At 67.9% G+C, this 22,756-nt stretch carries 20 protein-coding genes and 1 pseudogene; 10 read left to right on the forward strand and 11 right to left on the reverse strand.

The annotated features are described in order from the left end of the window. Positions 1 to 174: 174 nt before the first annotated feature. Both WBL05_RS12565 and WBL05_RS12570 read right to left on the reverse strand, forming a co-directional pair. Positions 175 to 357, reverse strand: a pseudogene (locus WBL05_RS12565) (helix-turn-helix domain-containing protein); the annotation flags it as partial. A 143-nt stretch (positions 358 to 500) separates the two neighbouring features. After that, complete coding sequence (locus tag WBL05_RS12570) at positions 501 to 2,099, reverse strand: ABC-F family ATP-binding cassette domain-containing protein (RefSeq protein WP_424226359.1); 1,599 nt, start codon at positions 2,097 to 2,099, stop codon at positions 501 to 503. A gap of 131 nt (positions 2,100 to 2,230) precedes the next feature. Here WBL05_RS12570 and thpR point away from each other — a divergent pair, with 131 nt between their 5' ends. Next, positions 2,231 to 2,830 (forward strand): RNA 2',3'-cyclic phosphodiesterase, encoded by a 600-nt coding sequence (thpR, locus tag WBL05_RS12575; protein WP_424226361.1) that lies wholly within the window; start codon positions 2,231 to 2,233, stop codon positions 2,828 to 2,830. A 34-nt stretch (positions 2,831 to 2,864) separates the two neighbouring features. Here thpR and WBL05_RS12580 read toward each other — a convergent pair whose 3' ends face one another. From WBL05_RS12580 to WBL05_RS12615, 8 genes are all read right to left on the reverse strand, one after another. Beyond that, positions 2,865 to 3,143, reverse strand: a complete 279-nt coding sequence (locus WBL05_RS12580) for a metal-sulfur cluster assembly factor (RefSeq protein WP_424226394.1) — start codon at positions 3,141 to 3,143, stop codon at positions 2,865 to 2,867. A 94-nt stretch (positions 3,144 to 3,237) separates the two neighbouring features. After that, a complete protein-coding gene (gene sufU / locus WBL05_RS12585; RefSeq protein WP_424226363.1) occupies positions 3,238 to 3,717 on the reverse strand; it encodes a Fe-S cluster assembly sulfur transfer protein SufU in 480 nt (159 codons plus the stop codon). Further along, positions 3,714 to 4,982: a cysteine desulfurase gene (locus WBL05_RS12590; protein ID WP_424226395.1), complete on the reverse strand. Its 1,269-nt coding sequence runs from the start codon at positions 4,980 to 4,982 to the stop codon at positions 3,714 to 3,716. The genes sufU and WBL05_RS12590 overlap by 4 nt, the downstream gene beginning before the upstream one ends. Then, positions 4,979 to 5,740 carry a Fe-S cluster assembly ATPase SufC gene (sufC, locus tag WBL05_RS12595; RefSeq protein ID WP_424226364.1) on the reverse strand — a complete coding sequence of 254 codons (762 nt, stop codon included), beginning with the start codon at positions 5,738 to 5,740 and terminating at the stop codon, positions 4,979 to 4,981. The genes WBL05_RS12590 and sufC overlap by 4 nt, the downstream gene beginning before the upstream one ends. Positions 5,741 to 5,746: 6 nt before the next feature. Continuing rightward, positions 5,747 to 6,088: a non-heme iron oxygenase ferredoxin subunit gene (locus WBL05_RS12600; protein WP_424226366.1), complete on the reverse strand. Its 342-nt coding sequence runs from the start codon at positions 6,086 to 6,088 to the stop codon at positions 5,747 to 5,749. Beyond that, positions 6,085 to 7,287, reverse strand: a complete 1,203-nt coding sequence (sufD, locus tag WBL05_RS12605; protein ID WP_424226367.1) for a Fe-S cluster assembly protein SufD — start codon at positions 7,285 to 7,287, stop codon at positions 6,085 to 6,087. Before sufD ends, WBL05_RS12600 begins: the two co-directional genes overlap by 4 nt. A gap of 50 nt (positions 7,288 to 7,337) precedes the next feature. Beyond that, positions 7,338 to 8,786: a Fe-S cluster assembly protein SufB gene (gene sufB / locus WBL05_RS12610; protein ID WP_424226368.1), complete on the reverse strand. Its 1,449-nt coding sequence runs from the start codon at positions 8,784 to 8,786 to the stop codon at positions 7,338 to 7,340. After that, positions 8,783 to 9,508, reverse strand: a complete 726-nt coding sequence (locus WBL05_RS12615; RefSeq protein ID WP_424226397.1) for a helix-turn-helix transcriptional regulator — start codon at positions 9,506 to 9,508, stop codon at positions 8,783 to 8,785. The genes sufB and WBL05_RS12615 overlap by 4 nt, the downstream gene beginning before the upstream one ends. Before the next feature lie 386 nt (positions 9,509 to 9,894). Here WBL05_RS12615 and WBL05_RS12620 point away from each other — a divergent pair, with 386 nt between their 5' ends. The 9 genes from WBL05_RS12620 to pgl all read left to right on the forward strand — a co-directional run bounded on the left by WBL05_RS12620 (position 9,895) and on the right by pgl (position 22,380). Further along, positions 9,895 to 11,004, forward strand: coding sequence for a sugar ABC transporter substrate-binding protein (locus WBL05_RS12620; protein ID WP_424226399.1), 1,110 nt, complete (start codon positions 9,895 to 9,897; stop codon positions 11,002 to 11,004). Positions 11,005 to 11,121: 117 nt separating this feature from the next. Then, entirely contained in the window at positions 11,122 to 12,738 is a 1,617-nt protein-coding gene (locus WBL05_RS12625) for an ABC transporter permease subunit (protein ID WP_424226369.1), read from the forward strand. 1 nt (position 12,739) lies between these two features. Further along, on the forward strand, positions 12,740 to 13,669 hold the full coding sequence (locus WBL05_RS12630) for a sugar ABC transporter permease (protein ID WP_424226370.1): 930 nt from the start codon (positions 12,740 to 12,742) through the stop codon (positions 13,667 to 13,669). Positions 13,670 to 13,806: 137 nt separating this feature from the next. Continuing rightward, positions 13,807 to 16,437 carry a sodium-translocating pyrophosphatase gene (locus WBL05_RS12635; RefSeq protein WP_424226372.1) on the forward strand — a complete coding sequence of 877 codons (2,631 nt, stop codon included), beginning with the start codon at positions 13,807 to 13,809 and terminating at the stop codon, positions 16,435 to 16,437. A 60-nt stretch (positions 16,438 to 16,497) separates the two neighbouring features. Next, the gene (locus WBL05_RS12640) at positions 16,498 to 18,036 is read left to right on the forward strand and encodes a gluconokinase (protein WP_424226374.1); all 1,539 of its coding nucleotides are present in this window, start codon (positions 16,498 to 16,500) and stop codon (positions 18,034 to 18,036) included. A gap of 39 nt (positions 18,037 to 18,075) precedes the next feature. Further along, the gene (gene tal, locus WBL05_RS12645; RefSeq protein WP_424226375.1) at positions 18,076 to 19,179 is read left to right on the forward strand and encodes a transaldolase; all 1,104 of its coding nucleotides are present in this window, start codon (positions 18,076 to 18,078) and stop codon (positions 19,177 to 19,179) included. A 23-nt stretch (positions 19,180 to 19,202) separates the two neighbouring features. Beyond that, positions 19,203 to 20,729 carry a glucose-6-phosphate dehydrogenase gene (zwf, locus tag WBL05_RS12650; protein ID WP_424226377.1) on the forward strand — a complete coding sequence of 509 codons (1,527 nt, stop codon included), beginning with the start codon at positions 19,203 to 19,205 and terminating at the stop codon, positions 20,727 to 20,729. Between the two features lie 8 nt (positions 20,730 to 20,737). Then, positions 20,738 to 21,643, forward strand: a complete 906-nt coding sequence (locus WBL05_RS12655; protein ID WP_424226379.1) for a glucose-6-phosphate dehydrogenase assembly protein OpcA — start codon at positions 20,738 to 20,740, stop codon at positions 21,641 to 21,643. Continuing rightward, positions 21,640 to 22,380 (forward strand): 6-phosphogluconolactonase, encoded by a 741-nt coding sequence (pgl, locus tag WBL05_RS12660; protein ID WP_424226380.1) that lies wholly within the window; start codon positions 21,640 to 21,642, stop codon positions 22,378 to 22,380. Before WBL05_RS12655 ends, pgl begins: the two co-directional genes overlap by 4 nt. Here pgl and WBL05_RS12665 read toward each other — a convergent pair. Then, the gene (locus WBL05_RS12665) at positions 22,377 to 22,733 is read right to left on the reverse strand and encodes an RNA polymerase-binding protein RbpA (RefSeq protein ID WP_424226382.1); all 357 of its coding nucleotides are present in this window, start codon (positions 22,731 to 22,733) and stop codon (positions 22,377 to 22,379) included. The two genes, pgl and WBL05_RS12665, sit on opposite strands and share 4 nt — an antisense overlap. Positions 22,734 to 22,756: the final 23 nt, after the last annotated feature.

Consider the following 22,756-nt stretch of genomic DNA (forward strand, 5'->3'; position numbering starts at 1 on the left):
TGCCGAGCCGGTGCACGAGACCGTGTCGGTGCTGGTGAGCCGTTACCGGCAGCGTTGAGCCCCCAGCTGCTGGCAGCAGGGGGATCGGTCAGCACGCTGCCTGCGTCAGGCGTCCGCTCCCGGTGGCGTCCCGGCCGGCTGGGCGGTGGCCCGGCCCCGGTCGGGACGGCGGGTGCCGCCGCGACTGCGCAGGTCGACGCCGGCCTCCTTCAACAGCCGCTGAACAAACCCGTATGACCGTCCTGATTCGGCAGCCAACGTGCGGATTGACTCCCCTGCCTGGTATCGCTCCGCGAACTGGGCGCTGACCTGCTCACGAAGTTCACCACTGATCCGCTTGCCCTTGTTGAGTTTCATCTCGGGCCCTCCCCAAAGCGAGTGGTGGGGAAAGGATAGGCCTGATCAGGGGGCCCTGGCTATGGGCGGCATGATCAATTTACTCGGCTATCGGCCTGCGCTCAGGTGGTTCTCGCTGGACCGGCTGGGCGGGCCCACCCCATTCAGGCCAGCGCCACCAGCTCGGCGTAGTCCTTGCTCCACAGGTCCTCGACACCATCGGGTAGCACGATCACCCGATCCGGGTTGAGCGCCTGCACCGCCCCCTCGTCGTGGGTGACCAGGACGATCGCGCCGGCGTACCGCTGGATCGCACTGAGCACCTCGGCCCGAGAGGCCGGATCGAGGTTGTTGGTCGGTTCGTCCAGCAGCAGCACATTGGCTGCCGAGACCACCAGGGTGGCCAGCGTCAGGCGGGTCTTCTCGCCACCGGACAGCACGCGTGCCGGCTTGTGGTCGTCGTCGCCGGTGAACAGGAAGCCGCCCAGCACCCGGCGGGCCTCGGTCTCGCTCAGGTCGGGCGCGGCCGACATCATGTTCTCCAGCACCGTCTGGCTGGGGTCGATCATTTCGTGCTCCTGGGCGAAGTAGCCGAGCTTCAGCCCGTGCCCGGGCACCACCTCACCGGTGTCGGGCTGCTCCAGGCCCGAGAGCAACCGAAGCAGGGTGGTTTTCCCGGCACCGTTGAGACCCAGGATGACGACCCGGGAACCGCGGTCCACCGCCAGGTCGACGCCGGTGAAGACCTCCAGCGACCCGTAGCTCTTCGACAGGTCGTGCGCCATCAGCGGCGTCCGGCCGCACTGGGCCGGCTTGGGAAAGGTGATCTTCGCCACCCGGTCGACCACCCGTTCACCCTCCACCGACGCCAGCAGCCTGTCAGCGCGTCGGGCCATGTTCTGGGCGGCCACCGCCTTGGTCGCCTTGGCGCCCAGCTTCTCCGCCTGCAGCTTGAGCTGGGCGGCCTTGCGTTCGGCGTTCTGCCGTTCCCGCTTGCGGCGCTTCACGTCGGTCTCGCGCTGCAGCAGGTAGGCCTTCCAGCCCATCGAGTACTGGTCGAGCGCAGCGCGGTTGGCGTCCAGGTGAAAGACCTTGGTGACGGTCTGGTCGAGCAGCCCCACGTCGTGGCTGATCATCATCACCCCGCCCGGGTAGGTCTTGACGAACTCCCGCAGCCAGACGATCGAGTCGGCGTCCAGGTGGTTGGTCGGTTCATCGAGCAGCAGGGTGTCGGCGTCGCTGAAAAGGATCCGGGCCAGTTCGATGCGACGCCGCTGACCGCCGGACAGTTCGTGCAACGGTTGCCCAAGTACCCGGTCAGGCAGCCCGAGGTTGGCGGCGATCCGGGCGGCCTGGCTCTCGGCGGCGTACCCGCCGGCCGCGATCAACTCGGTCTCGGCCCGGGCGTACGACTTCAGCGCGCCGGCCTGCTCGTCGCCGGTGGTGGTGGCCATCGCCTGCTCGTAGCGACGCAGCCGCTCCAGGATACGGTCCAGTCCGCGCACCGACAGGATCCGGTCGCGGGCGATCATCCTCGGGTCGGCCTCGCGGGGGTCCTGCGGCAGGTAGCCGATCTGGCCGGTGCGGCTGACCTGCCCACCGGCCGGCAGCCCCTCACCAGCCAGGATTCGCAGCATGGTGGTCTTGCCGGCCCCGTTGCGTCCGACCAGACCGATCTTGTCGCCGGGGTTGATCCGGAAGGTGGTGGGTTCGAGTAGCAGCCGCGCGCCGGCGCGGACTTCGAGATCGGTGGCCTGGATCATGTCGTGGCCCATTCTCCTCCGCCCGCGATCACGGTTCAAAACCGGTTCGGTCGCGGTTGGCAGCCGTGGTCGGCCGGGTTGCCAAGCTAGGCTCGCAGACATGCCAAGCACTGCAGAGCTGAGGTAGTGGCATGGTCTCCCGCACCACGGGCACCGGCTCGCCGGTTCGCAGGATGTTCGCCGCCGTCCTGCCGCCGGCGGAACTGGTCACCTCGCTCGGGGACCGGCTCGATCCGCTGCAGGTTCGCTGGTCGCAGCTGCGCTGGACCGATGCTGCCGGTTGGCACCTGACGCTGGCCTTCATGGCCCGGGTGGATGCGGGGCAGTACGATCGGCTGGTCGAGAACCTGACCGGCGTCTCGGCCCGGACGGCCCGCTTCGACATCTCGCTGGCCGGCGCGGGCGCCTTCCCGGCGCCGCCGATCGGACGCAACCTGTGGCTGGGGGTCTACGACCCAACCGACTCCTTGACCCGGCTGGCTGCCGAGACCAGAAGGGCGGTCGCGCGGTCCGGCGTCCGGACGCCGGACCAGAAGTTCACTGCGCACCTGACGTTGGCCCGGGTCCCGCAGCCCACCGACCTGTCACCGCAGGCCGCGGTGCTGGACGAGTGGTCGTTCGGGCCGTGGCCGGTCGACGAGCTGGCGCTGGTCGAGTCCCAGCTCGGTCAGGGCCGTGAGGGCCGCCCGCGCTACCTCGTCACCGACCGCTTCCGGCTCGCCGAACACTGAACTCGCAGCTCCCGATGGACGCCTCGGGCCGGGCTCAGATCATGAAGCCGATGGCCTGCAGCTGCTCGCGGCCGTCGTCGGTGATCATGTCGATGGTCCACGGCGGCAGCCACACCCAGTTGATCGTCACCGAGCGGGCCAGCTGACCGAGGGCGGCCTGCGCCTCCCACTCGATCTGGTCGGTCAACGGGCAGGCCGGGCTGGTCAGCGTCATGTCGATGGTGACGTTCAGCTCGTCGTCGATGTCGATGTCGTAGACCAGGCCGAGATCGACGACGTTGACCATCAACTCTGGGTCGATGACCTCCTTCATCGCCTCCAGCAGGACGTACTTCTTCTGCTCCGGGGTGGCATCGGCCCAGGTGCCGCCAACAGGGGCGGTATCCGGGAACTGGTCGCGAACCAGGTCAGACGGATTGGTCATTATCACTCCTTGTTTGGCTTGCAGACAGGTCGGCTCCGGCCCTGGCCAGCGCGTCCCGCAGCGCGGACCAGCCGAGCATTGCGCACTTGACCCGGGCGGGGAACTGGGCGACCCCGGCGAAGGCGATGCCGTCCTCCAGGCGGTCCTCGTCGGGTTCCACCTGCCCCTGACCCTCCATCATGTGCCGGAACTCCTCGAACAGGGCCATCGAGTGGGCGACGTCGCGTCCGATCACCAGGTCGGTCATCACCGAGGTCGAGGCCTGCGAGATCGAGCAGCCCTCGCCTTCGTATGACACGTCGGCGATCCGGTCGCCGGTCAACTGCACCCGCAGCGTCACCTCGTCGCCGCAACTGGGGTTGACGTGGTGCACCTCGGACGCGAACGGTTCCCGCAGCCCGGCGTGGTGCTTCTCGCGGTAGTGGTCGAGGATGATCTCCTGGTAGAGCTGTTCGACGCTCATGCGCCCCTCCGCTCGGCCGTGGTGCGCGTCGTCCGGGTGTTGAAGAAGTCGTGCGCCCAGGCGACCGCCTCGACGAAGGTGTCGACCTCCTCGCCGGTGGTGTAAAGGTATCCGGACGCGCGGCTGGAGCTCTGCACCCCGAGCCGGCGGTGCAACGGCGCCGCGCAGTGGTGACCGCCGCGGACGGCGACCCCGCGGCTGTCCAGCAACTGCATCAGGTCGTGCGGATGGACACCGTCCACGGTGAACGCCACCGCACCACCGCGCTCGACGACGTCGGCCGGACCCAGAATGCGCACCCCGTCCAGCCCGCCCAGCCCGGCCAGGATCCGGGCGGTGATCTGCTCCTCGTGGGCCTGCACCTGCTCCATGCCCAGCCCGGCCAGGTAGTCGATCGCCGCACCCAACCCGACCGCCTGGGCGATCGGCTGGGTGCCGGCCTCGAACCGGTGTGGCGGCGGGGCGTAGCTGGACGCCTCCATCCGCACCACTTCGATCATCTCGCCACCGCCGAGGAACGGCGGCAGCTGCTCGAGCAGTTCATAGTGCCCCCAGAGCACCCCGATGCCGGTCGGGCCCAGCATCTTGTGGCCGGTGAAGGCCAGCAGGTCGGTGCCCAGGTCGAGCACGTTGGTGGGCCGCTGCGGCACGCCCTGCGAACCATCCACCACCATCACCGCGCCCACCGCGTGCGCCTGCTCAGCAATCTTCGCGATCGGGTTCACCGTGCCGAGCACGTTGCTGACCCAGGCCAGCGAAACCACCCGGGTCCGCTCGTTGATCAGGCCGTCCCGCTCCGCGCCGACCAGATCCAGCCGGCCCTCCTCGGTGACGTCGAACCAGCGCAGGGTCGCCCCGCTGGCCTGGCAGGCCAGCTGCCACGGCACCAGGTTGGAGTGGTGCTCCAGCACCGACACCACCACCTCGTCACCGGGGCCGAGCCGGGACGCCAGGCAGTGCGCGGCCAGGTTCAGCGCCTCGGAGGCGTTCTTGGTGAAGACCACCTCGTCGGCGCTGGCGGCCCCGATGAACGACGCCACCTTCGCCCGTCCCTGCTCGAACCCGGCAGTCGCCTCCGCGCCGAGGGTGTGCATGGCACGGGCCACGTTGGCGTTGTGCGACAGGTAGTGCGAGGTGATGGCGTCCACCACCTGCCGCGGCTTCTGCGAGGTGTTCGCCGAGTCCAGGTAGACCAGCGGGTGCTCCCCCACCTGGCGGGCCAGGATGGGGAAGTCAGCGCGTACCGCCGAGGTGTCCAGCATCAGGCCCGCACGGCCTTCAGGTAATTGTCGTAGCCCTCCACCTCGAGCTCCTCCGCCAGGTCCTTGCCGCCCTCGGCCGCGATCCGGCCGTCGACGAAGACGTGCACGTGGGTCGGGTGGATGTAGCGCAGGATCCGGGTGTAGTGCGTGATCAGCAGCACGCCCCGGTCGTTCTGCGCGGCGTAGCGGTTCACCCCATCGGCCACGATCCGGATGGCGTCGATGTCCAGGCCGGAGTCGATCTCGTCCAGGATGGCGAACCTGGGGTTCAGCACGTCGAGCTGGACGATCTCACCGCGCTTCTTCTCGCCACCTGAGAAACCCTCGTTGATCGAGCGGGACGCGAAGCTCGGGTCCATCTCCAGCCGCTCCAGCGCGGCGGCCACTTCCTTCGGCCAGGTGCGCACCTTGGGCGCCACCCCGTCCAGCGCCGTCCTGGCGGTGCGCAGGAAGTTGCTGGTGGAGACTCCGGGCACCTCGATCGGGTACTGCATGGCCAGGAAGAGCCCGGCCTTGGCCCGCTCGTCGACGGTGAGCTCGGTCAGCTCGACGCCGTCCAGCTTCACCGACCCGGAGGTGATGTGGTACTTGGGGTGGCCGGCGATGGCGTAGGCCAGGGTGGACTTGCCCGAGCCGTTGGGACCCATGATGGCGTGCACTTCACCGGTGTTGATGGTCAGGTCGACGCCGTGCAGGATCGGCTTGGGGCCGGACTCGGTTTCGACATCGACGTGCAGGTCGGTGATGACGAGGTCTGCCATGTTGGTTCAGTTCTCCTGGTTGTTGATCGGGTTGTCGATGTCGACGAGGACCTGGTCGTCCTCGATGACACAGCGGTAGACGGGGACCGGCTGGGTGGCCGGCAGGTTGATGGCGGCGCCGGTGCGCAGGTCGAACATTGATCCGTGCAGGTAGCACTCGATGGCGCACAAGCTGGCATCCACGTCGCCCTCGCTGAGCCGGACCTTGCCGTGGCTGCACTCGTCGCGGATGGCGAAGACTTCGTCGCCGATCCGGACCAGCGCCAGCTCGAGGTCGGCGTCGGGTACCTCGACTCCCAGCGGGATGTCGCCGAGTTCGTCGAGGGTGGCGACCGGGACCGGGTTCACTGCCGCTCCTCGGGATGGGCCTCGCCGAGCATCGCCTCGTGGGTGATGCCGTCGATGCTGGCCAGCTGGGCGTTGAGGGCCTCGGTCAGCCGGGACTCGATCTGCGGCACCCCGATCCGGCGGATGATGTCGAGGAAGAAGCCCTCCACGACCAGCCGGCGGGCCTGCTCCTCCGGGATGCCCCGGCTGCGCAGGTAGAACAGCTGCTCGTCGTCGAACCGGCCGGTCGAACTGGAGTGGCCCGCACCGCGGATCTCGCCGGTCTCGATCTCGAGATTCGGCACCGAGTCGGCCTGGCAGCCCTCGGTGAGCATCAGGTTCTTGTTGGATTCGTAGGTCTCGATGTCGACGGCGTTCTTGCGGATCATCACGTCACCGATCCACACCGAGTGCGCGCCCTTGCCCTGGAGGGCGCCGCGGTAGTCGACGTGGCTGACGGTGCGCGGGTGGTTGTGGTCGACCAGCAGCCGGTGCTCGACGTGCTGGCCGGACTGCACGAAGTAGATGCCCAGCTGCTCCAGCTCACCGCCCGGGCCGGCGTACTCGGCGCGCTCGACCAGCCGCACGTCGCCGTGGCCGACCGAGGCCTGGATGGTGCGCACCTTGGCGTCGCGTCCCACCAGCACCGAGAACTGGCCGCCGTGGACGGCTCCGGCGTCCCAGTCCTGCACCGAGACGATGTCGACCTGGGCGCCCTCACCGACGTGCACCTCAACCTTGGCGGCCAGCCGGGCCGAGCCGGTGTGCCGCAGCACCACGGTGACCTCGGCCTGGTGGGCGATGTCGACCAGCAGGTGGACGGCCGCGTCCCTGCCGTCGCCGTGCAGTTCGACCACCAGCGGCTCACTCGGGGTCGCCCCGGCAGGCACCTCCACCAGCACCGCACCCGCGGACGCCCCGGTGACCGCCCGAGCGGCGACGATGTCGACCGGGGCGTCGAACGACAGTTCCCGGGCCTGCTGAGGGCTGATCCGTCGGCTGGTCACACCTTCCGGCAGGCTGGTGCGAACCTCGAGCTCGCCGTCGACGCTCGCGTCGATCAGCGTCTGGAACCGCTTGACCGGCGTGAACCGCCAGGTCTCCTCGCGCCCGGTGGGCACGAAGTGGTCGGCCAGTTGCCAGGACGGCTCTGGGTGCAGGTGTGAGGTGAACTGGGTGCTGGCGATACCCGGGCGCGGGTCGCTGGTGATGGTGCTCAACTGGGCTTCTCTCTTCTGGTTCTCTGGTCGATCGGCTTCGCGGTGCCTGGTCAGCCGACCGCACCCTCCATCTGCAGCTCAATCAAACGGTTGAGCTCGAGCGCGTATTCCATCGGCAGCTCGCGGGCGATCGGCTCGACGAACCCCCGCACCACCATCGCGGCCGCCTCGTCCTCCCCGAGGCCGCGCTGCATCAGGTAGAACAGCTGGTCCTCACTGATCTTGGAGACGGTGGCCTCGTGGGCCATCGACACATCCTCCTCGCGCACGTCGACGTAAGGGTAGGTGTCGGTGCGGGAGATGTTGTCGACCAGCAGGGCGTCGCACTTGACGCTGGACGCCGAGTGCAGCGCCCCGGGCTGCACCTCCACCAGGCCCCGGTAGGACGCCCGGCCGCCGCTGCGCGAGACCGACTTCGACACGATCGTCGAGCTGGTGTGCGGGGCGGCGTGCACCATCTTGGACCCGGTGTCCTGGTGCTGGCCCTCACCGGCGAACGCCACCGACAGGGTCTCACCCTTGGCGTGCGGGCCCATCAGCCAGACCGCCGGGTACTTCATGGTGACCTTGGAGCCGATGTTGCCGTCGATCCACTCCATGGTGCCGCCCTCGGCGACCGTGGCGCGCTTGGTGACCAGGTTGTAGACGTTGTTCGACCAGTTCTGGATGGTGGTGTACCGGACCCGCGCGTCCTTCTTGACGATGATCTCCACCACGGCGGAGTGCAGCGAGTCGGTCTTGTAGATCGGCGCGGTGCAGCCCTCGACGTAGTGCACGTGCGAGCCCTCGTCGGCGATGATCAGGGTGCGCTCGAACTGGCCCATGTTCTCGGTGTTGATCCGGAAGTAGGCCTGCAGCGGGATGGTGACATGAACGCCCTTGGGCACGTAGATGAACGAGCCGCCCGACCAGACCGCCGTATTCAGCGCGGAGAACTTGTTGTCGCCAGCCGGGATGACGGTGCCGAAGTACTCCTGGAAGAGCTCGGGGTGCTCCTTCAGGCCGGTGTCGGTGTCGAGGAAGATGACGCCCTGCCGCTCCAGCTCCTCGTTGATCTTGTGGTAGACCACCTCGGACTCGTACTGGGCCGCCACACCGGCGACCAGCCGCGCCTTCTCCGCCTCGGGGATGCCCAGCCGGTCGTAGGTGTTCTTGATGTCCTCGGGCAGTTCTTCCCAACTGGTGGCCTGCCGCTCGGTGGAGCGCACGTAGTACTTGATCGAGTCGAAGTCGATGCTTGACAGGTCGGCACCCCAGTTCGGCAACGGCTTGCGGTTGAACAGCTTCAGGGCCCGCAGCCGGCGCTCCAGCATCCATTCGGGTTCGTCCTTGATCGCCGAGATCTCGCGGACGACCGCCTCGGACAGGCCGCGCCTGGCCGTGGCGCCGGCGATGTCGGAATCGTGCCAGCCGTAGCGGTACTGCGACAGGGCCTCGATGTGCTCGGCCTGGGTCGGCTGCTGCGTCGCGGTGGTTGGGATATCGACCTGAGTGGTCATGCGCTCACCTTTCGATCTGCGCTGGTTTGATTCGCGCTTTGAGTGGTCGGGTTGGGCAGCAACGTGCGGCCACCCAAGTGGGTACGGCAAGCCTCATCGCCGGAGGCGATGGTGGCCGATCGGGAGACGTCGGTGCCGAGCAGCCGGGCGAAGACACTGGCCTCCGCCTCGCACAGTTGCGGGAAGTGGACGGCCACGTGGGCCACCGGACAGTGGTGCTGGCACAACGCACCGTCGTCCTGGGTGGAGGCGAAGTAGCCGGCCGCGTTGAGGGCGTCGGCGAGCAGTTGCGTGGGGTCGGCGTCCGGCGCGACTGCCCGGCGACGCAGGTAGTCGGCCTCGATGTCGGCCAGCCGCTTCTCGGCCAGCCGGTCGATGGCGTCCGGGCCAGCTGCGTCGACCAGTTCGCGTAGTGCGCTCAGCGCCAGGTCATCGTAGGCCTGCCCGAAGACGCGCCGGCCGGTCGGGGTCAACGAGAAGACCTGGGCGGGACGACCGCGCCCGCGGGGGCCGGCCTGCTCCCGGGCGGTGATGTCGCCGGACTCCACGAGCGCGGCCAGGTGGCGACGCACTCCGGCGGTGGTCAACCCCAGCGCCCCGGCCAGCTCGGACGCCGTCATCGTCCCCCTGGCAAGCAGCAGGTCGAGAACCCGCTGCCTGGTGGAGGGATCCGGAGCGGTCGCCTGAGCCCGCACCGGGCTCTCGGGGACGAACCTGCTCATGGAATTCACAACAACCATGTTGTCTAATTCGATGCCGAAAACCAAACGCGTCCCGGGATGCGACCATGCCACCCAGTCGGGTGACGGTCACCGCCGCGCCAACGGGACGCCGCGAAGGTTACAGTTTGGTCTCGACATGGTGGGCCGCGCACCCGAGGCACCCAGACCTGGGCTGGAATCGAAGTATCAGGTGCGCTCACCCCGTGCCACCTGCACGCTACATGAAAGGCTCAAAGATGAGGAAGCTCCTCACCCTCGGTGCGGCACTCGCCGTCGCGGGCACCCTGTCGCTGAGCGCCTGCGGAGGCGGCGGCTCAGGAACCACCGAGACCACCCCATCCCCGACGGCGGCCACCTCCGCCCCGGCATCGGCCGGCGGCATCTCGATCTGGATCGACTCCAACCGCGAACCCGTCCTCACCCCACTGGCCGAGCAGTTCGAGGCCGACACCGGCGTGTCGGTGCAGTTGATCGTCAAGGATAGCTCGGCGATCGTGGACGACTTCACCACCCAGGCCCCCAGCGGTCAGGGCCCCGACGCCATCATCACCGCGCACGACAACATCGGCCGCATGGTGCAGAACGGCGTCATCGCCCCGATCGAGCTGGGCGGCGCGGCGGAGGACTTCCAGCCGGTCACGGTGCAGGCATTCACCTACGAGGGACAGGTCTACGGCGTGCCGTACTCGATCGAGAACCTGGCCCTGATCCGTAACACCGAACTGGCGCCCGACGCCCCGGCCACCTGGGACGATGCGGTCGCCGCCGGGCAGGCCGCCGGCACCTCCTTCCCCATCCTGGTCGGCGGCGACGACGCCACCACGGCGTCCGCCTACAACCTGTACCCCTTCCAGCAGTCCTTCGGGGCTCCGGTCTTCGAGCTGACCGCCGACGGCTCCTACGACGCCAGCCAGGTCGCCATGGGCGGCGAGGCGGGCGCCGCCTTCGCCCAGTGGCTGGACGAGCAGGCCAAGGCCGGCATCCTGCGGCTGAGCATCACCAACGACATCGCGATCACCGAGTTCACCGCCGGCAACAGCCCGTTCATCGTCACCGGCCCGTGGAACCTGGACCAGGTCAAGGCCGCCGGGTTCGACTACTCGATCGACCCGATCCCGTCGGCCGGCCCCGAACCGGCCGCACCGTTCGTCGGGGCCTGGGGCTTCGCGATGAGCGCCTACACCCAGAACGAACTGTCGGTGCAGCGGTTCCTGACCGAGTACGTGGCCACCGAGGAGACCCAGACCGCGCTGTTCGAGGCCGGCAACCGGGCTCCGGCGAACAAGGCCGCCTTCGAGGCCGCCAGCTCCGATCCCGACGTGGCCGCCTTCGGTGCAGTCGGCGCCGCCGGCGTCCCGATGCCCAACGTGCCCGCCATGGCCGGGGTGTGGACCGACTGGGGCAACGCGCTGACCGAGATCGTCGACCAGCGCACCGACGACCCGGCCGGCACCTGGCAGTCCATGGTCGATACCCTGCAGGGCAAGATCGGCTGAACCAGTCAACAGGACGCCTGTCGGGCTCCGGGTGGTCGCCACCTGGGGCCCGATCGGGCGCCACCGTCCCGCCCGCCACCAGCCGCGCAGCGGCGTCCAACCCCAGGACGGCAACCCATGACAGCCCAACCCACCCAGACTCCGGACTCACCCCGGATCGCAGAACGGGAGGCGCGGGTCAACCGCGCCCAGGCCGCGCACTCCCTGTCACTGTCGGCACAGCTGGTCAAGATCATCCTGCTGGGCCTGTTCGACGCGGTGATGGTCTTCACCGCCATCACCGCCGCCATCGAGGAGGCCTGGCTGGTATTCGCCGGCGTCGCGGCCATCACCATCGTCATCAACGTCATCTACCTGCCACCCAACCGGCTGCTGCCGGGCAAGTACCTGGCACCCGGGGTGGCCTTCATGCTGATCTTCTCGGTGAGCGTGGCGCTGTACACGGTCTACGCGTCCTTCACCAACTACGGCGACGGCCACAACGGCTCCAAGAATGACGCGATCGTCGCCATCCAGAAGGCCAACCAGGTGCGGGTGCCGGACTCGCCGGAGTACCCGGCCGCGGTCGCCGAACGCAACGACGACCTTTGGCTGCTGGTGGTCGATCCGGCGTCCGGGGACGTGCTGGCCGGCAGCAACGACACACCGCTGGCGCAGGTGAGCGGGGTCCAGTTCGACTCGCGGGGCCGTCCGATCGCCGCCGACGACTTCCGCGTCCTCGACTTCGCCGAACTCAGCCAGCGGCAGGCCGAGGTAGCCGCGATGCAGGTGCCGATCTCCGATGACTCCACCGACGGCTTCATCCGCACCACCACCGGATCGGTCGCCTACGTCTACACCTCCACGATGGTCTACGACCCGGCCACCGACACCTTCACCGACCCGAGCGGCAGGGTCTACCGCGACGGCGGCGAAGGCCTGTTCGTCGACGAGGCGGGCAATTCGATCCTGCCCGGCTGGAAGATCAACGTCGGCCTCGACAACTACGTCAGCGCGGTCACCGACCCCGACATCCGGGCACCCTTCCTGCGGGTGCTGGTATGGACCTTCGTCTTCTCGATCGTCTCGGTGGCCACCACGTTCGCCCTCGGCCTGGCGCTGGCCATGGTCTTCAACGTGCGGCTGCGCGGCCAACGGATCTACCGCGGGCTGATGATCCTGCCCTACGCCTTCCCGGCCGCCATGATGATCATGGTCTGGAGCGGCCTGCTGAACCGTGACTTCGGGTTCATCAACCAGGTCATCCTCGGCGGCGCGGACGTGGCCTGGCTGACCAGTCCCACGCTGGCCAAGGTCTCGCTGCTGATCGTCAACCTCTGGCTCGGCTTCCCCTACCAGTTCCTGGTCTGCACCGGTGCCCTGCAGTCGCTGCCGGACGAGGTGCTGGAAGCCGCCCAGGTGGACGGCGCCAGCCCGTTGCAGACCTTCTTCAGCATCAAGCTGCCGCTGCTGATGGTGTCGCTGGCGCCGCTGCTGATCAGCTCGTTCGCGTTCAACTTCAACAACTTCAACCTCGTCTACCTGCTCACCAGGGGCGGCCCCCGGTTCGGCGACACCAGCCTGGACGTGGGGGCCAGCGACATCCTGATCTCGATGGTCTACAAGGTGGCCTTCGGCGACATGGACCGGCTGTACGGCCTGGGCAGCGCCTTCGCCTTCCTGATCTTCGTGATCGTGGGATTCGTTTCTTGGCTGGGCTTCCGGCAGACCCGGGCACTGGAGGACATCAACTGACATGGCTGCTTCCAAGACCGCTGAAACCGTGACCCTGCGCGACGGCGAGGTCATCGAGGTACCCGAGAACCGGATGACCTTCGGCAAGTGGGCCCGCCGACTGGGCTGGCGTCACCTGGTCGCCGTGGTGGCGATCGTCTGGGCGATCTTCCCGATCCTGTACGTGCTGTCGGCCTCCCTCGACCCGGCCGGCACGATGACCGGCTCGAACCGGTTGTTCACCCGGATCTCGGGGATCAACTACCAGCAACTTTTCAACCAGCCGAACCGGCCCTACGGCCGCTGGTACCTGAACACGGTCGGCCTGGCCACCGTCACCGCCGTGCTCACCGTGCTGTTCTCGGCGTTGGCCGCGTTCGCGTTCAGCCGGTTACGGTTCGCCGGACGCCGCGGCGGGCTGCTCAGCCTGATGCTGATCCAGATGTTCCCCCAGGTGCTCAACCTGGTCGCGATCTTCCTGCTGCTCACCCAGTTGGGACGCGTCATCCCCGCCCTCGGGCTGGGTTCGCTGCTGGCCCTGATGTTCATCTACCTGGGCGGCGCGCTGGGCGCCAACACGTACCTGATGTACGGCTTCTTCAACTCGGTGCCCAAGTCGCTGGACGAGGCGGCCCGGATCGACGGTGCCGGGCATGCGCGGATCTTCTTCACCATCCTGTTGCCGCTGGTGGTGCCCACCCTGGCGGTGGTTGGCCTGCTGAGCTTCATCACCACGTTCAACGAGTTCGCGATCGCCTCGATCGTGGTGGGCATGGACCCGAACGCGCAGACCCTGGCCCTGGGCCTGTACCAGTACGTGTCGGAGCAGACCAACTCGAACTGGCCGGTCTTCTCGGCCGGCGCGGTGCTGGCCTGCCTGCCGCCACTGATCGTCTTCTTCTGGCTGCAGAAGTTCCTCACCTCGGGCCTGACCTCAGGGGCGGTGAAGTAGTAGCCGATCCTCGGCCGCGCCACACCCCAGGGTCAGCATCCGACCCCGGTGTCCACCCGCCTGCCGCCGCGACGTAGCGTTTGGTTCGTTGGGCTCTTTTCCCGACACACCTATCAGGATCAAGCAGAGGTTCAGTGATGAACATCGATTTCCAGGGGTCCGGCCGCAATGCTGCCCGCACCCGAGGTTCCGCAGGCGCGAGACTCGCCCGTCCGCTCGGTCTGTTCGCCGCACTGGCGATCATTGCGAGCCTGACCAGCTGTGGCGGTGGCGGTGGCGCCCCCACCCAGCATGCCGGTGGCGGCGAAGCCAACCTGCAACTACCCCCGCTGGACTCGGTCAGCTTCATCGCAGGGATGGTCGACGGCCACACCCTGCTGATGCTCGGCCTGGTCGTCTGTGTCGGCGGGCTCGTCTTCGGGCTGTGGAACTACGCCAAGCTGCGCGGTCTGCCGGTGCACCGGTCGATGCTGGGAATCTCCGAGCTGATCTACCGCACCTGCCAGGCCTACCTCGCCAAGCAGCTCCGCTTCCTGGCGGTGCTGTGGGCGTTCATCGCCGCGGTGGTCTTCATCTACTACTTCTTCCTGGTCGACTTCCCGATCGGCCGGGTGTCGATCATCCTGCTGTTCAGCCTGATCGGCATGCTGGGCAGCGCCTTCATCGCCTGGTTCGGCATCCGCGTCAACACCTTCGCCAACTCCCGCACCAGCTTCGCCGCGCTGCGCGGCAAGCCCTACCCGGCCCACGCCATCCCGATGAGCGCCGGGATGAGCGTCGGCATGGTGCTGATCAGCGTCGAGCTGTTCATGATGCTGTTCATCATGCTCTTCCTGCCCGGTGAGCTGGCCGGGGTGTGCTTCATCGGCTTCGCGATCGGCGAATCGCTGGGTGCCTCGGCGCTGCGCATCGCCGGCGGCATCTTCACCAAGATCGCCGACATCGGCTCCGACCTGATGAAGATCGTCTTCAAGATCAAGGAGGACGATGCCCGCAACCCGGGCGTCATCGCCGACTGCGTTGGCGACAACGCCGGCGACTCGGTCGGCCCATCCGCCGACGGCTTCGAGACCTACGGCGTCACCGGTGTGGCCCTGGTGACCTTCATCCTGCTCGGCGTCCACGACACCCAGACCCAGGTGCAGTTGCTGGTATGGGTCTTCTTCATCCGCGCCGTCATGGTGGTCGGCTCGTTCGTGTCCTACCTGGCCAACTCGATGTACACCCGGACCCGCCACGAGCACGCCGAGGAGATGGACTTCGAGCGGCCGTTGAGCAACCTGGTCTGGCTCACCTCGCTGACCTGTATCGTGCTCACCTTCGCCACCTCCGCCGTCCTGGTCGGCGACCTGCCCGGCGGGCTGTGGTGGAAGCTGTCGGTGATCGTCAGCTGCGGCACCCTGGCCGGTGCGCTTATCCCCGAACTGGTGAAGGCGTTCACCTCCACCAAGTCCCGGCACGTCCGTGAGGTCACGGTCTCCTCACAGCAGGGCGGCCCGAGCCTGAACATCCTGTCGGGCATCACCGCCGGCAACTTCTCCGCGTTCTGGATCGGCCTGGCGATCGTCGTGCTGATGGCGGCGGGCGCCGGCATCAGCACGCTCGGCTTCGACACCCTGATGATCGCCCCGGCGATCTTCGCCTTCGGTCTGGTGGCGTTCGGCTTCCTCGGCATGGGGCCGGTCACCATCGCCGTCGACTCCTACGGCCCGGTCACCGACAACGCCCAGAGCGTCTACGAGCTGTCCACCATCGAGGAGATCCCCGGCGTCGAGGCCGAGATCGAGCGCGACTTCGGGTTCGTCCCGCAGTGGCAGCAGGCCAAGCGGCTGCTGGAGGAAAACGACGGCGCCGGCAACACCTTCAAGGCCACCGCCAAGCCGGTCCTGATCGGCACCGCCGTGGTCGGCGCCACCACGATGATCTTCTCGATCATCATGACCCTGACCGACAAGGACCCGTTCGGCCCGCTGGGCATGAACCTGTCCCTGCTGAACCCGGCGCTGCTGCTGGGGCTGATCAGCGGCGGCGCGATCATCTACTGGTTCAGCGGCGCCTCGATGCAGGCGGTCATCACCGGTTCGCACCGTGCGGTCGACTTCATCAAGGCCAACATCAAGCTGGACGGCGTCACCCGCGCCTCGGTGAAGGACTCCCGCAGCGTCGTCGAGATCTGCACCAAGTACGCCCAGGACGGCATGCTGAACATCTTCCTCGGCATCTTCTTCGCCACCCTCGGGTTCGCGTTCGTGGACGAGTGGTTCTTCATCGGCTACCTGATCTCGATCGCCATCTTCGGGCTCTTCCAGGCCATCTACATGGCCAACGCCGGCGGCGCCTGGGACAACGCGAAGAAGCTGGTCGAGGTCGACCTGGACGCCAAGGGCACCGAACTGCACGACGCCGCGGTGATCGGAGACACCGTGGGCGACCCGTTCAAGGACACCAGCTCGGTCTCGCTGAACCCGATCATCAAGTTCAGCACCCTGTTCGGGCTGCTGGCCGTCGAACTGGCGGTTTCGATCCGGGCCGGCTCACCGGTGCTGGTCGTCGCCGGCGCGGTGATCTTCCTGGCCGCCGCATTGTTCTTCGTCTACCGGTCGTTCTACGGGATGCGGATCGGCCTCGACCTCGACGACGTCCAGCAGGCGCTGCACCACGACGTGGTCCCGGCAGCTGCGGTCACTGAACAGGGCGAGCCGCTGGTCGACGGCGTCAGCGACGATCGCGACGAGGACGACGTCAGGTACCACTCGGTCGGGGTCTGACCAAGCCATCATTGCGGCAGCGTCACCGCCGACACCCCTGCAGCCGATACGCTCGGGCGTATGGTGAGCAGGACCTCCCGCCTGGGGCTGTCGAAGGTGACGCTGCCGCTGCTGCTTGCGCTCGACATCGGGTCGACGGCCAGCCGGGGTTCCCTCTATGACGTGACCGGCCGCCCCATCCGGCCCCGGGCGAAGACCCCGCACGCCTTCACCACCGCGACTGACGGCACCTCGACCATCGACCCTGACCAGGTGGTGGATGAGGTCATCGGCCTGATCAGCGAACTGGTCGACCTGGCCGACGGCCTGCCCATCGCGGGAGTGGCGCTGGACACCTTCGCGTCCTCGCTGGTGGGAGTGGATGCCAGCGGCCGCGCCATCACGCCCTGCTTCAACTACAACGACAACCGCTGCGCCGATGAGGTGGCGGGCCTGCGCGCCGAGGCCGACGAGGATGAGATCCAGGCCCGTACCGGCTGCCGGTTCCACGCCAGCTACCTGCCCGCCCGGCTGCGCTGGCTGGCCAGGAACTACCCCGACCACTGGGCAGCAGCCACCAGCTGGCTGTCCCTCGGCGAGTACATCCACCTGCGACTGCTCGGCCAGACCGCCGCCGGCACCTCCACCGCCGCCTGGTCGGGGCTGCTGAACCGGCGCACCGGGCAGTGGGACGACCGGGCTCTGGAGCTGAGCAGGTTGGACGCCGGCAGACTGTCCGAGGTCGCTGATCCTGATCACGCCCTGCGGCCGCAACCGGGCGCGATCGCCCACCGCAAGTGGCCCGACCTGCGCCAGGCGCACTGGTTCCCGGCGATCGGCGACGGCTACGCCGCCACCCGCGGTATCGGCACCGGCCTGGGCGGGCTGGTCATCTCGCTGTCCACCTCTGGTGCGATGCGGCTGCTGATCGACGACCCGGTCGGCGACCAAGGGCTGCCGCTGCCCACAGGGCTGTGGAGCTACCGGGTGGACGCCGGCCACAGCCTGGTCGGCGGGGCGGTCAATGACGTCGGACGAGCCACGGCCTGGATGTACCGGGAACTGAACCTGCCGGACGCCGAGACCCTGGCCGCCCAACTGCACGAACCGCCCAGCCGGGTCAGCCCGTTGGTGCTGCCGTTCTTCACCGGGGAAAGGTCCACCGGCTGGGTCGGCACCGCTCGCGCGACTGTGCAGGGTCTCGACTACTCCACCTCCGCCCTGGAGCTCTACCGCGGGGTGCTGGAGGGCATCGTCTGGTCGTTCCAGCGGATCACCAACCAGCTGCTTGAGCTGGCGCCCAGACTCACCAGCGCCCGGGTGGGCGGCCGGGTCGCCAGCGAGGCCCCCGGACTGCTGACCGTGCTGGCCGACGGGCTCACCCTGGAGCTGACACCGGTCACCATCAAGCGCTCCACGCTGCAGGGCAACGCCTTCATCGCCCTCGACGTACTGGCCCCCGACGTGCCCCGCGCCACGGTGGAGACCGGCGAGGCGCTGCAGCCCGATCCGGTCGCCGCCCCGTTCTACGACGCCCGGCAGCAGCAGCTCGACCAGCTGTATGCCGCAGTGGTAGCGGGGATTGGTGGACTTGACCCCACTGCCCCGGTCGGCCGATAGAGTTGCAGCGCTGGTCCAACCCATACTCGAGGGAGAATCATGAACCCCAATCTCAAGGCACTCCACGACGCAGGGGTCTCGATCTGGCTGGACGACCTGTCCCGCGACAAGATCCAATCCGGCGAACTGCAATCGCTCATCGATGAGAAGTCGGTCACCGGTGTCACCACCAACCCGACCATCTTCGCAGCCGCCTTTCAGGACCTCAGCCTGTATGGCGCCGACCTGGCCGAGCTCAAGGCACAGAGCAACGATCCGCTGCCCGCCATCCGTACCCTGATCAGCCGCGACGTCGCCGCTGCCTGCGACGTCTTCGCCGATCTCTACGCCAGCACCGACGGCTATGACGGCCGGGTCTCCATCGAGGTCGACCCGACCCTGGCGATGGAAACCGATACCACCGCTGAACACGCCGAACTCGCGTACAGCCTGGTCAGCAGGCCGAACGTGCTGGTCAAGATCCCCGCGACCAGGCCCGGCCTGCCGGCCATCCGCGCCACCATCGCCAAGGGCATCAGCGTCAACGTCACCCTGATCTTCTCGATCGAGCGCTACGAGCAGGTCATGGACGCCTACCTGTCCGGCCTCGAGGACGCCGACGCCGCCGGCAAGGACCTGTCCCAGATCCACTCGGTCGCGTCCTTCTTCGTCAGCCGCGTCGACACCGAGATTGACAAGCGACTCGAGGCCATCGACAGCGACGAGGCGCTCGCTCTGCGCGGCAAGGCTGCCATCGCCAACGCCCGGCTGGCCTTCCAGGCCTTCGAGAAGATCTTCGCCTCCGAGCGGTTCCAGGCCCTCAAGGCCAAGGGTGCCAACCTGCAGCGTCCGCTGTGGGCCAGCACCGGTGTCAAGAACCCCGACTACGACGACACCATGTACGTGTCGCAGCTGGTCGCCCGTCCGTGCGTGAACACCATGCCCGCCAAGACCATGGACGCCTTCGCCGAGCACGGCGTGGTCACCGGTGACACCATCACCGGCAACTACGAAGACGCGGCCAGGGTGATGGCCGACCTGGCGGCGGTCGGAATCGACTTCGCCGATGTCTATGACGTCCTCGAGAGCGAGGGTGTTGACAAGTTCGTGGTCTCGTGGAACGAATTGGTTGACGCCGTGACGGCCGCCTTGGCCAAGGCCTGAGCCAACCCTCGCCCGGAGGAGTTATGAACGGTTCCTGGATCAACCCGCTGCGCGACAGCGACGATCGTCGGCTCCCCCGGATCGCCGGACCGAGCGTCCTGGTGCTGTTCGGGGTGACCGGCGACCTGGCCCGCAAGAAGCTGCTCCCGGCCATCTACGAGCTGGCGAGCCACGGGGCGTTGCCGCCCGGCTTCGGGCTGGTCGGCTTCGCCCGGCGGGACTGGACCAACGAACAGTTCATCCAGCACGTGGAGGAAAGCGTCCGGGAGTATGCCCGGACGCCCTTCCGTCCCGAGGTCTGGCGACAGCTGTCCAGCGGCATCGAGTTCGTACCGGGCAGCTTCGGCGAGCCGGAGGCGTTCGTCCGTCTCCGGCAGACCCTGCAACGATTCGACCGCGAACACGGCACCGGAGGCAACCACGCCTTCTACCTGTCGATCCCGCCCAAGAACTTCGAGCAGGTCATCGGACAACTGGACGCCCACGGCCTGACCGACCAGTCGAACGGCTGGAAACGGGCGATCATCGAGAAACCGTTCGGCCACGACCTGGCCAGCTCGCAGGACCTCAACCGGGTGGTCTCCGCGGCCTTCCCGCCCGAGCGGGTCTTCCGGATCGACCACTACCTCGGCAAGGAGACCGTCCAGAACCTGTTGGCGTTCCGGTTCGCCAACATGATGTACGAGCCGGTGTGGAACCGGAACTTCGTGAGCCACGTGCAGATCACCATGGCCGAGGACATCGGCATCGGCGGCCGCGCCGGCTACTACGATGGCGTGGGCGCAGCCCGAGACGTGATCCAGAACCACCTCTTCCAGCTCATGGCATTGACCGCAATGGAGGAACCCAACACCTTCGATCACAACGCGCTGCGCCGCGAGAAGGAGAAGGTGCTGGAGGCCTCCAGGGTGCCCGGCGACATGAGGCTGCACAGCGCCAACGGTCAGTACACCAGCGGGTGGCAGGGCGGCAGACTGGTCAGAGGTTTCCTCGAGGAGGACGGCATCGACCCGGCGTCCACCACCGAGACGTACGCTGCGATCAGGGTCGACATCGATTCTCGGCGATGGGCTGGAGTGCCGTTCTACCTGCGCACCGCCAAGCGGGCGCCGCGCCGGATCACCGAGATTGCACTCAACTTCTGGCGCACTCCGCACATGCCGTTCAACCAGCCCGACATCGAAGAACTCGGGGTGAACGCGCTGGTGCTCCGCATCCAGCCGAACGAGGGAATCGAGATGAACTTCGGGGCCAAGATCCCGGGCACCCAGATGGAGATCCGGCAGGTCAGCATGGACTTCTCCTACACCGGTTCGTTCACCGAGACCAGCCCGGAAGCATACGAGCGGTTGATCCTGGACATGCTGCTCGGCGACCCCCCGCTGTTTCCGCAGCAGCGTGAAGTGGAGCTTTCCTGGCAGATCCTCGACCCGGTGCTCGATATGTGGGCCGACGGCAAGCAGCCGGAGCAGTACCACGCCGGCACGTGGGGGCCGCGGTGCGCCGATGAGATGCTGGCCCGCGATGGCTTCGCGTGGCGACGTCCGTAGGAGGGCAGATGACAATCAGGCTCGAGAACACCGACGCCCGGCAGATCAACGAGACCCTGTTCCGGCTTCGGAAGGAGGGCCAGGCGTCGTCGGGTCAGGTGCTCACCCTGGTGGTCAACACTCCGGCCGAGGGCGCCCTGGACGCGACAGCCGAGGCCCGGCAGGCAGCCTCGCTGCACCCGTCACGAATGCTGATCGCGATCCGGGGACTGGCCAACGAAGCGGGACTGAACGCTGAAGTTGCGTCCTTCAGCTCGGCAACCGAGATCATCACGCTGGAGTTCTCCGGCGAAGTCGACGAACACGCCGAATCGGTGCTTCTGCCGCTGCTGCTGCCGGAGCTGCCGGTGGTGATCTGGTGGCCGTCGAAGGCCCCCAAGAGTCTGCCGAACCGCGACCTGCGCGGGTTGACGAACCGCTTGATAGTCGATTCCAGCACCGCTGACGATCCGGTAGCAGCCGTGCGCCGGATGGCCAAAGAGCACAGCCCCGGCACCACCGACCTGGCCTGGACCCGGCTCACCCGCTGGCGGGCCATGCTGGTGGCGGCGCTGGACCAGGTCACGTCGCCGGTGACCGCGGCTGCGGTGATCGGTCCGCCTGACTCCTCGCCGAGCGAGCTGCTGGCAGCCTGGCTCGAACTGCGGCTGCAGATCCAGGTGAGCCGTCCTGAGCCGGTCAGCGACTACCCCGGCCTGCACGCCGTCCTGCTCGACACCGAACGTGGTCAGGTAGCGCTGCGCCGGGTGTCCCCCACCGATGCCGTCCTGACGCTGCCCGGTCAGCCCGACCGGCCGGTGGCGTTGGCCCGGCGGTCCATGCAGGAGTTGCTGACCGAGGAACTGGCCCGGCTCAACGGCGATGCCGCCTTCGACGAACTCATGGGTCACATCGCTCGCCGGGACCACGCGTGAGCCTGGAACGGGTCTTCCGCTACCGCAGCCTGGACGAGCTGGCCACCAGCATGGCCGGCCGGTTGGCGTCCCGGCTGGCTCAGCTGCAGGCGAGCCAGGACGTGGTGCACCTGGCGCTGACCGGCGGCGCCACCGTCCAGCCGGTCTACGCGGCGTTCGGCAACCTCGCCCAGGCCACCAGCCTCGACCCGGCGCGGCTGGAGCTGTGGTGGAGCAGCGAACGCTACGTCCCCACCACCGACCTGCAGCGCAACTCGACCCGGGCGCTGACCCAGCTGGCCCGGACGCTGCCCATCGTCTCGTCCCGGGTGCACCCGATGCCCTCCAGCACCGGCACCTCCGACCCGGACGAGGCCGCCTTCGTCTACGCCGAGGAGTTGGGCGACGTCACCTTCGACATCTGCCTGCTGGGGATCGGCACTGATGGCCACGTGGCATCCATCTACCCCGACCACCAGAGCCTGCGGATGCAGTCGGACACCACGCTGAGCGCGATCGGGGTGACCGATGCCCCGGTCGAGCCCCCGGAACGCGTCACGCTCACCCTCAACGCGATCAACCGGTCGAGCGAGGTCTGGCTGCTGGCGGCCGGCAGCGACAAGGCGGACGCCATCGGCCGGGCACTGCGCCATGACCAGGGCACGCCAGCCGGTCTGGTGCACGGTGCAGAAGCCACCTACTGGTTCCTCGATCGGGACGCGGCGGCGCAGCTGCCCTACTACCGCTGCCGGTTCTAGTAGATGACCTCGCCGTTGGCGCGGCGGGTGCGCAGCAGCTCCAGCGCCTCGGTCAGGATCGCGACCGCCTCCTCATCGGTGCGGCGCTCCTTGACGTAGGCCAGGTGCGTCTTGTAGGGCAGCGTCTTCGGTGGCGGTGGCGGGTTCAGCTGGTCCAGGCTGGCCGGCAGGCCGCAGCGGGTGCACTCCCACTCCTCCGGCAGCTCGGCCTCCATCGCGAATGCCGGCCGGGTCTCGTGCCCATTGGCGCAGTAGAAACTGATCCGGGTGCGGGGGGCGGCGTCGCCCCGTTCCGCCTCGCCCATCGGACCGGCGCCGACCCGGCTGCCCTTAATGGCATTGCCACCAACCACAGTTACTTCTTTCCTCGAATCGA

The sequence above is a fragment of the Brooklawnia sp. genome, assembly GCF_049651565.1.
Classification (GTDB): domain Bacteria; phylum Actinomycetota; class Actinomycetes; order Propionibacteriales; family Propionibacteriaceae; genus Brooklawnia.

Coding starts and splice junctions, on each gene's coding strand:
- WBL05_RS12615 (WP_424226397.1), bottom strand. CDS start 9,508: ATGAGCAGGTTCGTCCCCGAGAGCCCGGTGCGGGCTCAGGCGACCGCT.
- tal (WP_424226375.1), top strand. CDS start 18,076: ATGAACCCCAATCTCAAGGCACTCCACGACGCAGGGGTCTCGATCTGG.
- WBL05_RS12655 (WP_424226379.1), top strand. CDS start 20,738: ATGACAATCAGGCTCGAGAACACCGACGCCCGGCAGATCAACGAGACC.
- WBL05_RS12570 (WP_424226359.1), bottom strand. CDS start 2,099: ATGATCCAGGCCACCGATCTCGAAGTCCGCGCCGGCGCGCGGCTGCTA.
- sufU (WP_424226363.1), bottom strand. CDS start 3,717: ATGAGCGTCGAACAGCTCTACCAGGAGATCATCCTCGACCACTACCGC.
- WBL05_RS12640 (WP_424226374.1), top strand. CDS start 16,498: ATGGTGAGCAGGACCTCCCGCCTGGGGCTGTCGAAGGTGACGCTGCCG.
- WBL05_RS12625 (WP_424226369.1), top strand. CDS start 11,122: ATGACAGCCCAACCCACCCAGACTCCGGACTCACCCCGGATCGCAGAA.
- WBL05_RS12580 (WP_424226394.1), bottom strand. CDS start 3,143: ATGAAGGAGGTCATCGACCCAGAGTTGATGGTCAACGTCGTCGATCTC.
- thpR (WP_424226361.1), top strand. CDS start 2,231: ATGGTCTCCCGCACCACGGGCACCGGCTCGCCGGTTCGCAGGATGTTC.
- sufC (WP_424226364.1), bottom strand. CDS start 5,740: ATGGCAGACCTCGTCATCACCGACCTGCACGTCGATGTCGAAACCGAG.
- sufB (WP_424226368.1), bottom strand. CDS start 8,786: ATGACCACTCAGGTCGATATCCCAACCACCGCGACGCAGCAGCCGACC.
- WBL05_RS12630 (WP_424226370.1), top strand. CDS start 12,740: ATGGCTGCTTCCAAGACCGCTGAAACCGTGACCCTGCGCGACGGCGAG.
- zwf (WP_424226377.1), top strand. CDS start 19,203: ATGAACGGTTCCTGGATCAACCCGCTGCGCGACAGCGACGATCGTCGG.
- WBL05_RS12635 (WP_424226372.1), top strand. CDS start 13,807: ATGAACATCGATTTCCAGGGGTCCGGCCGCAATGCTGCCCGCACCCGA.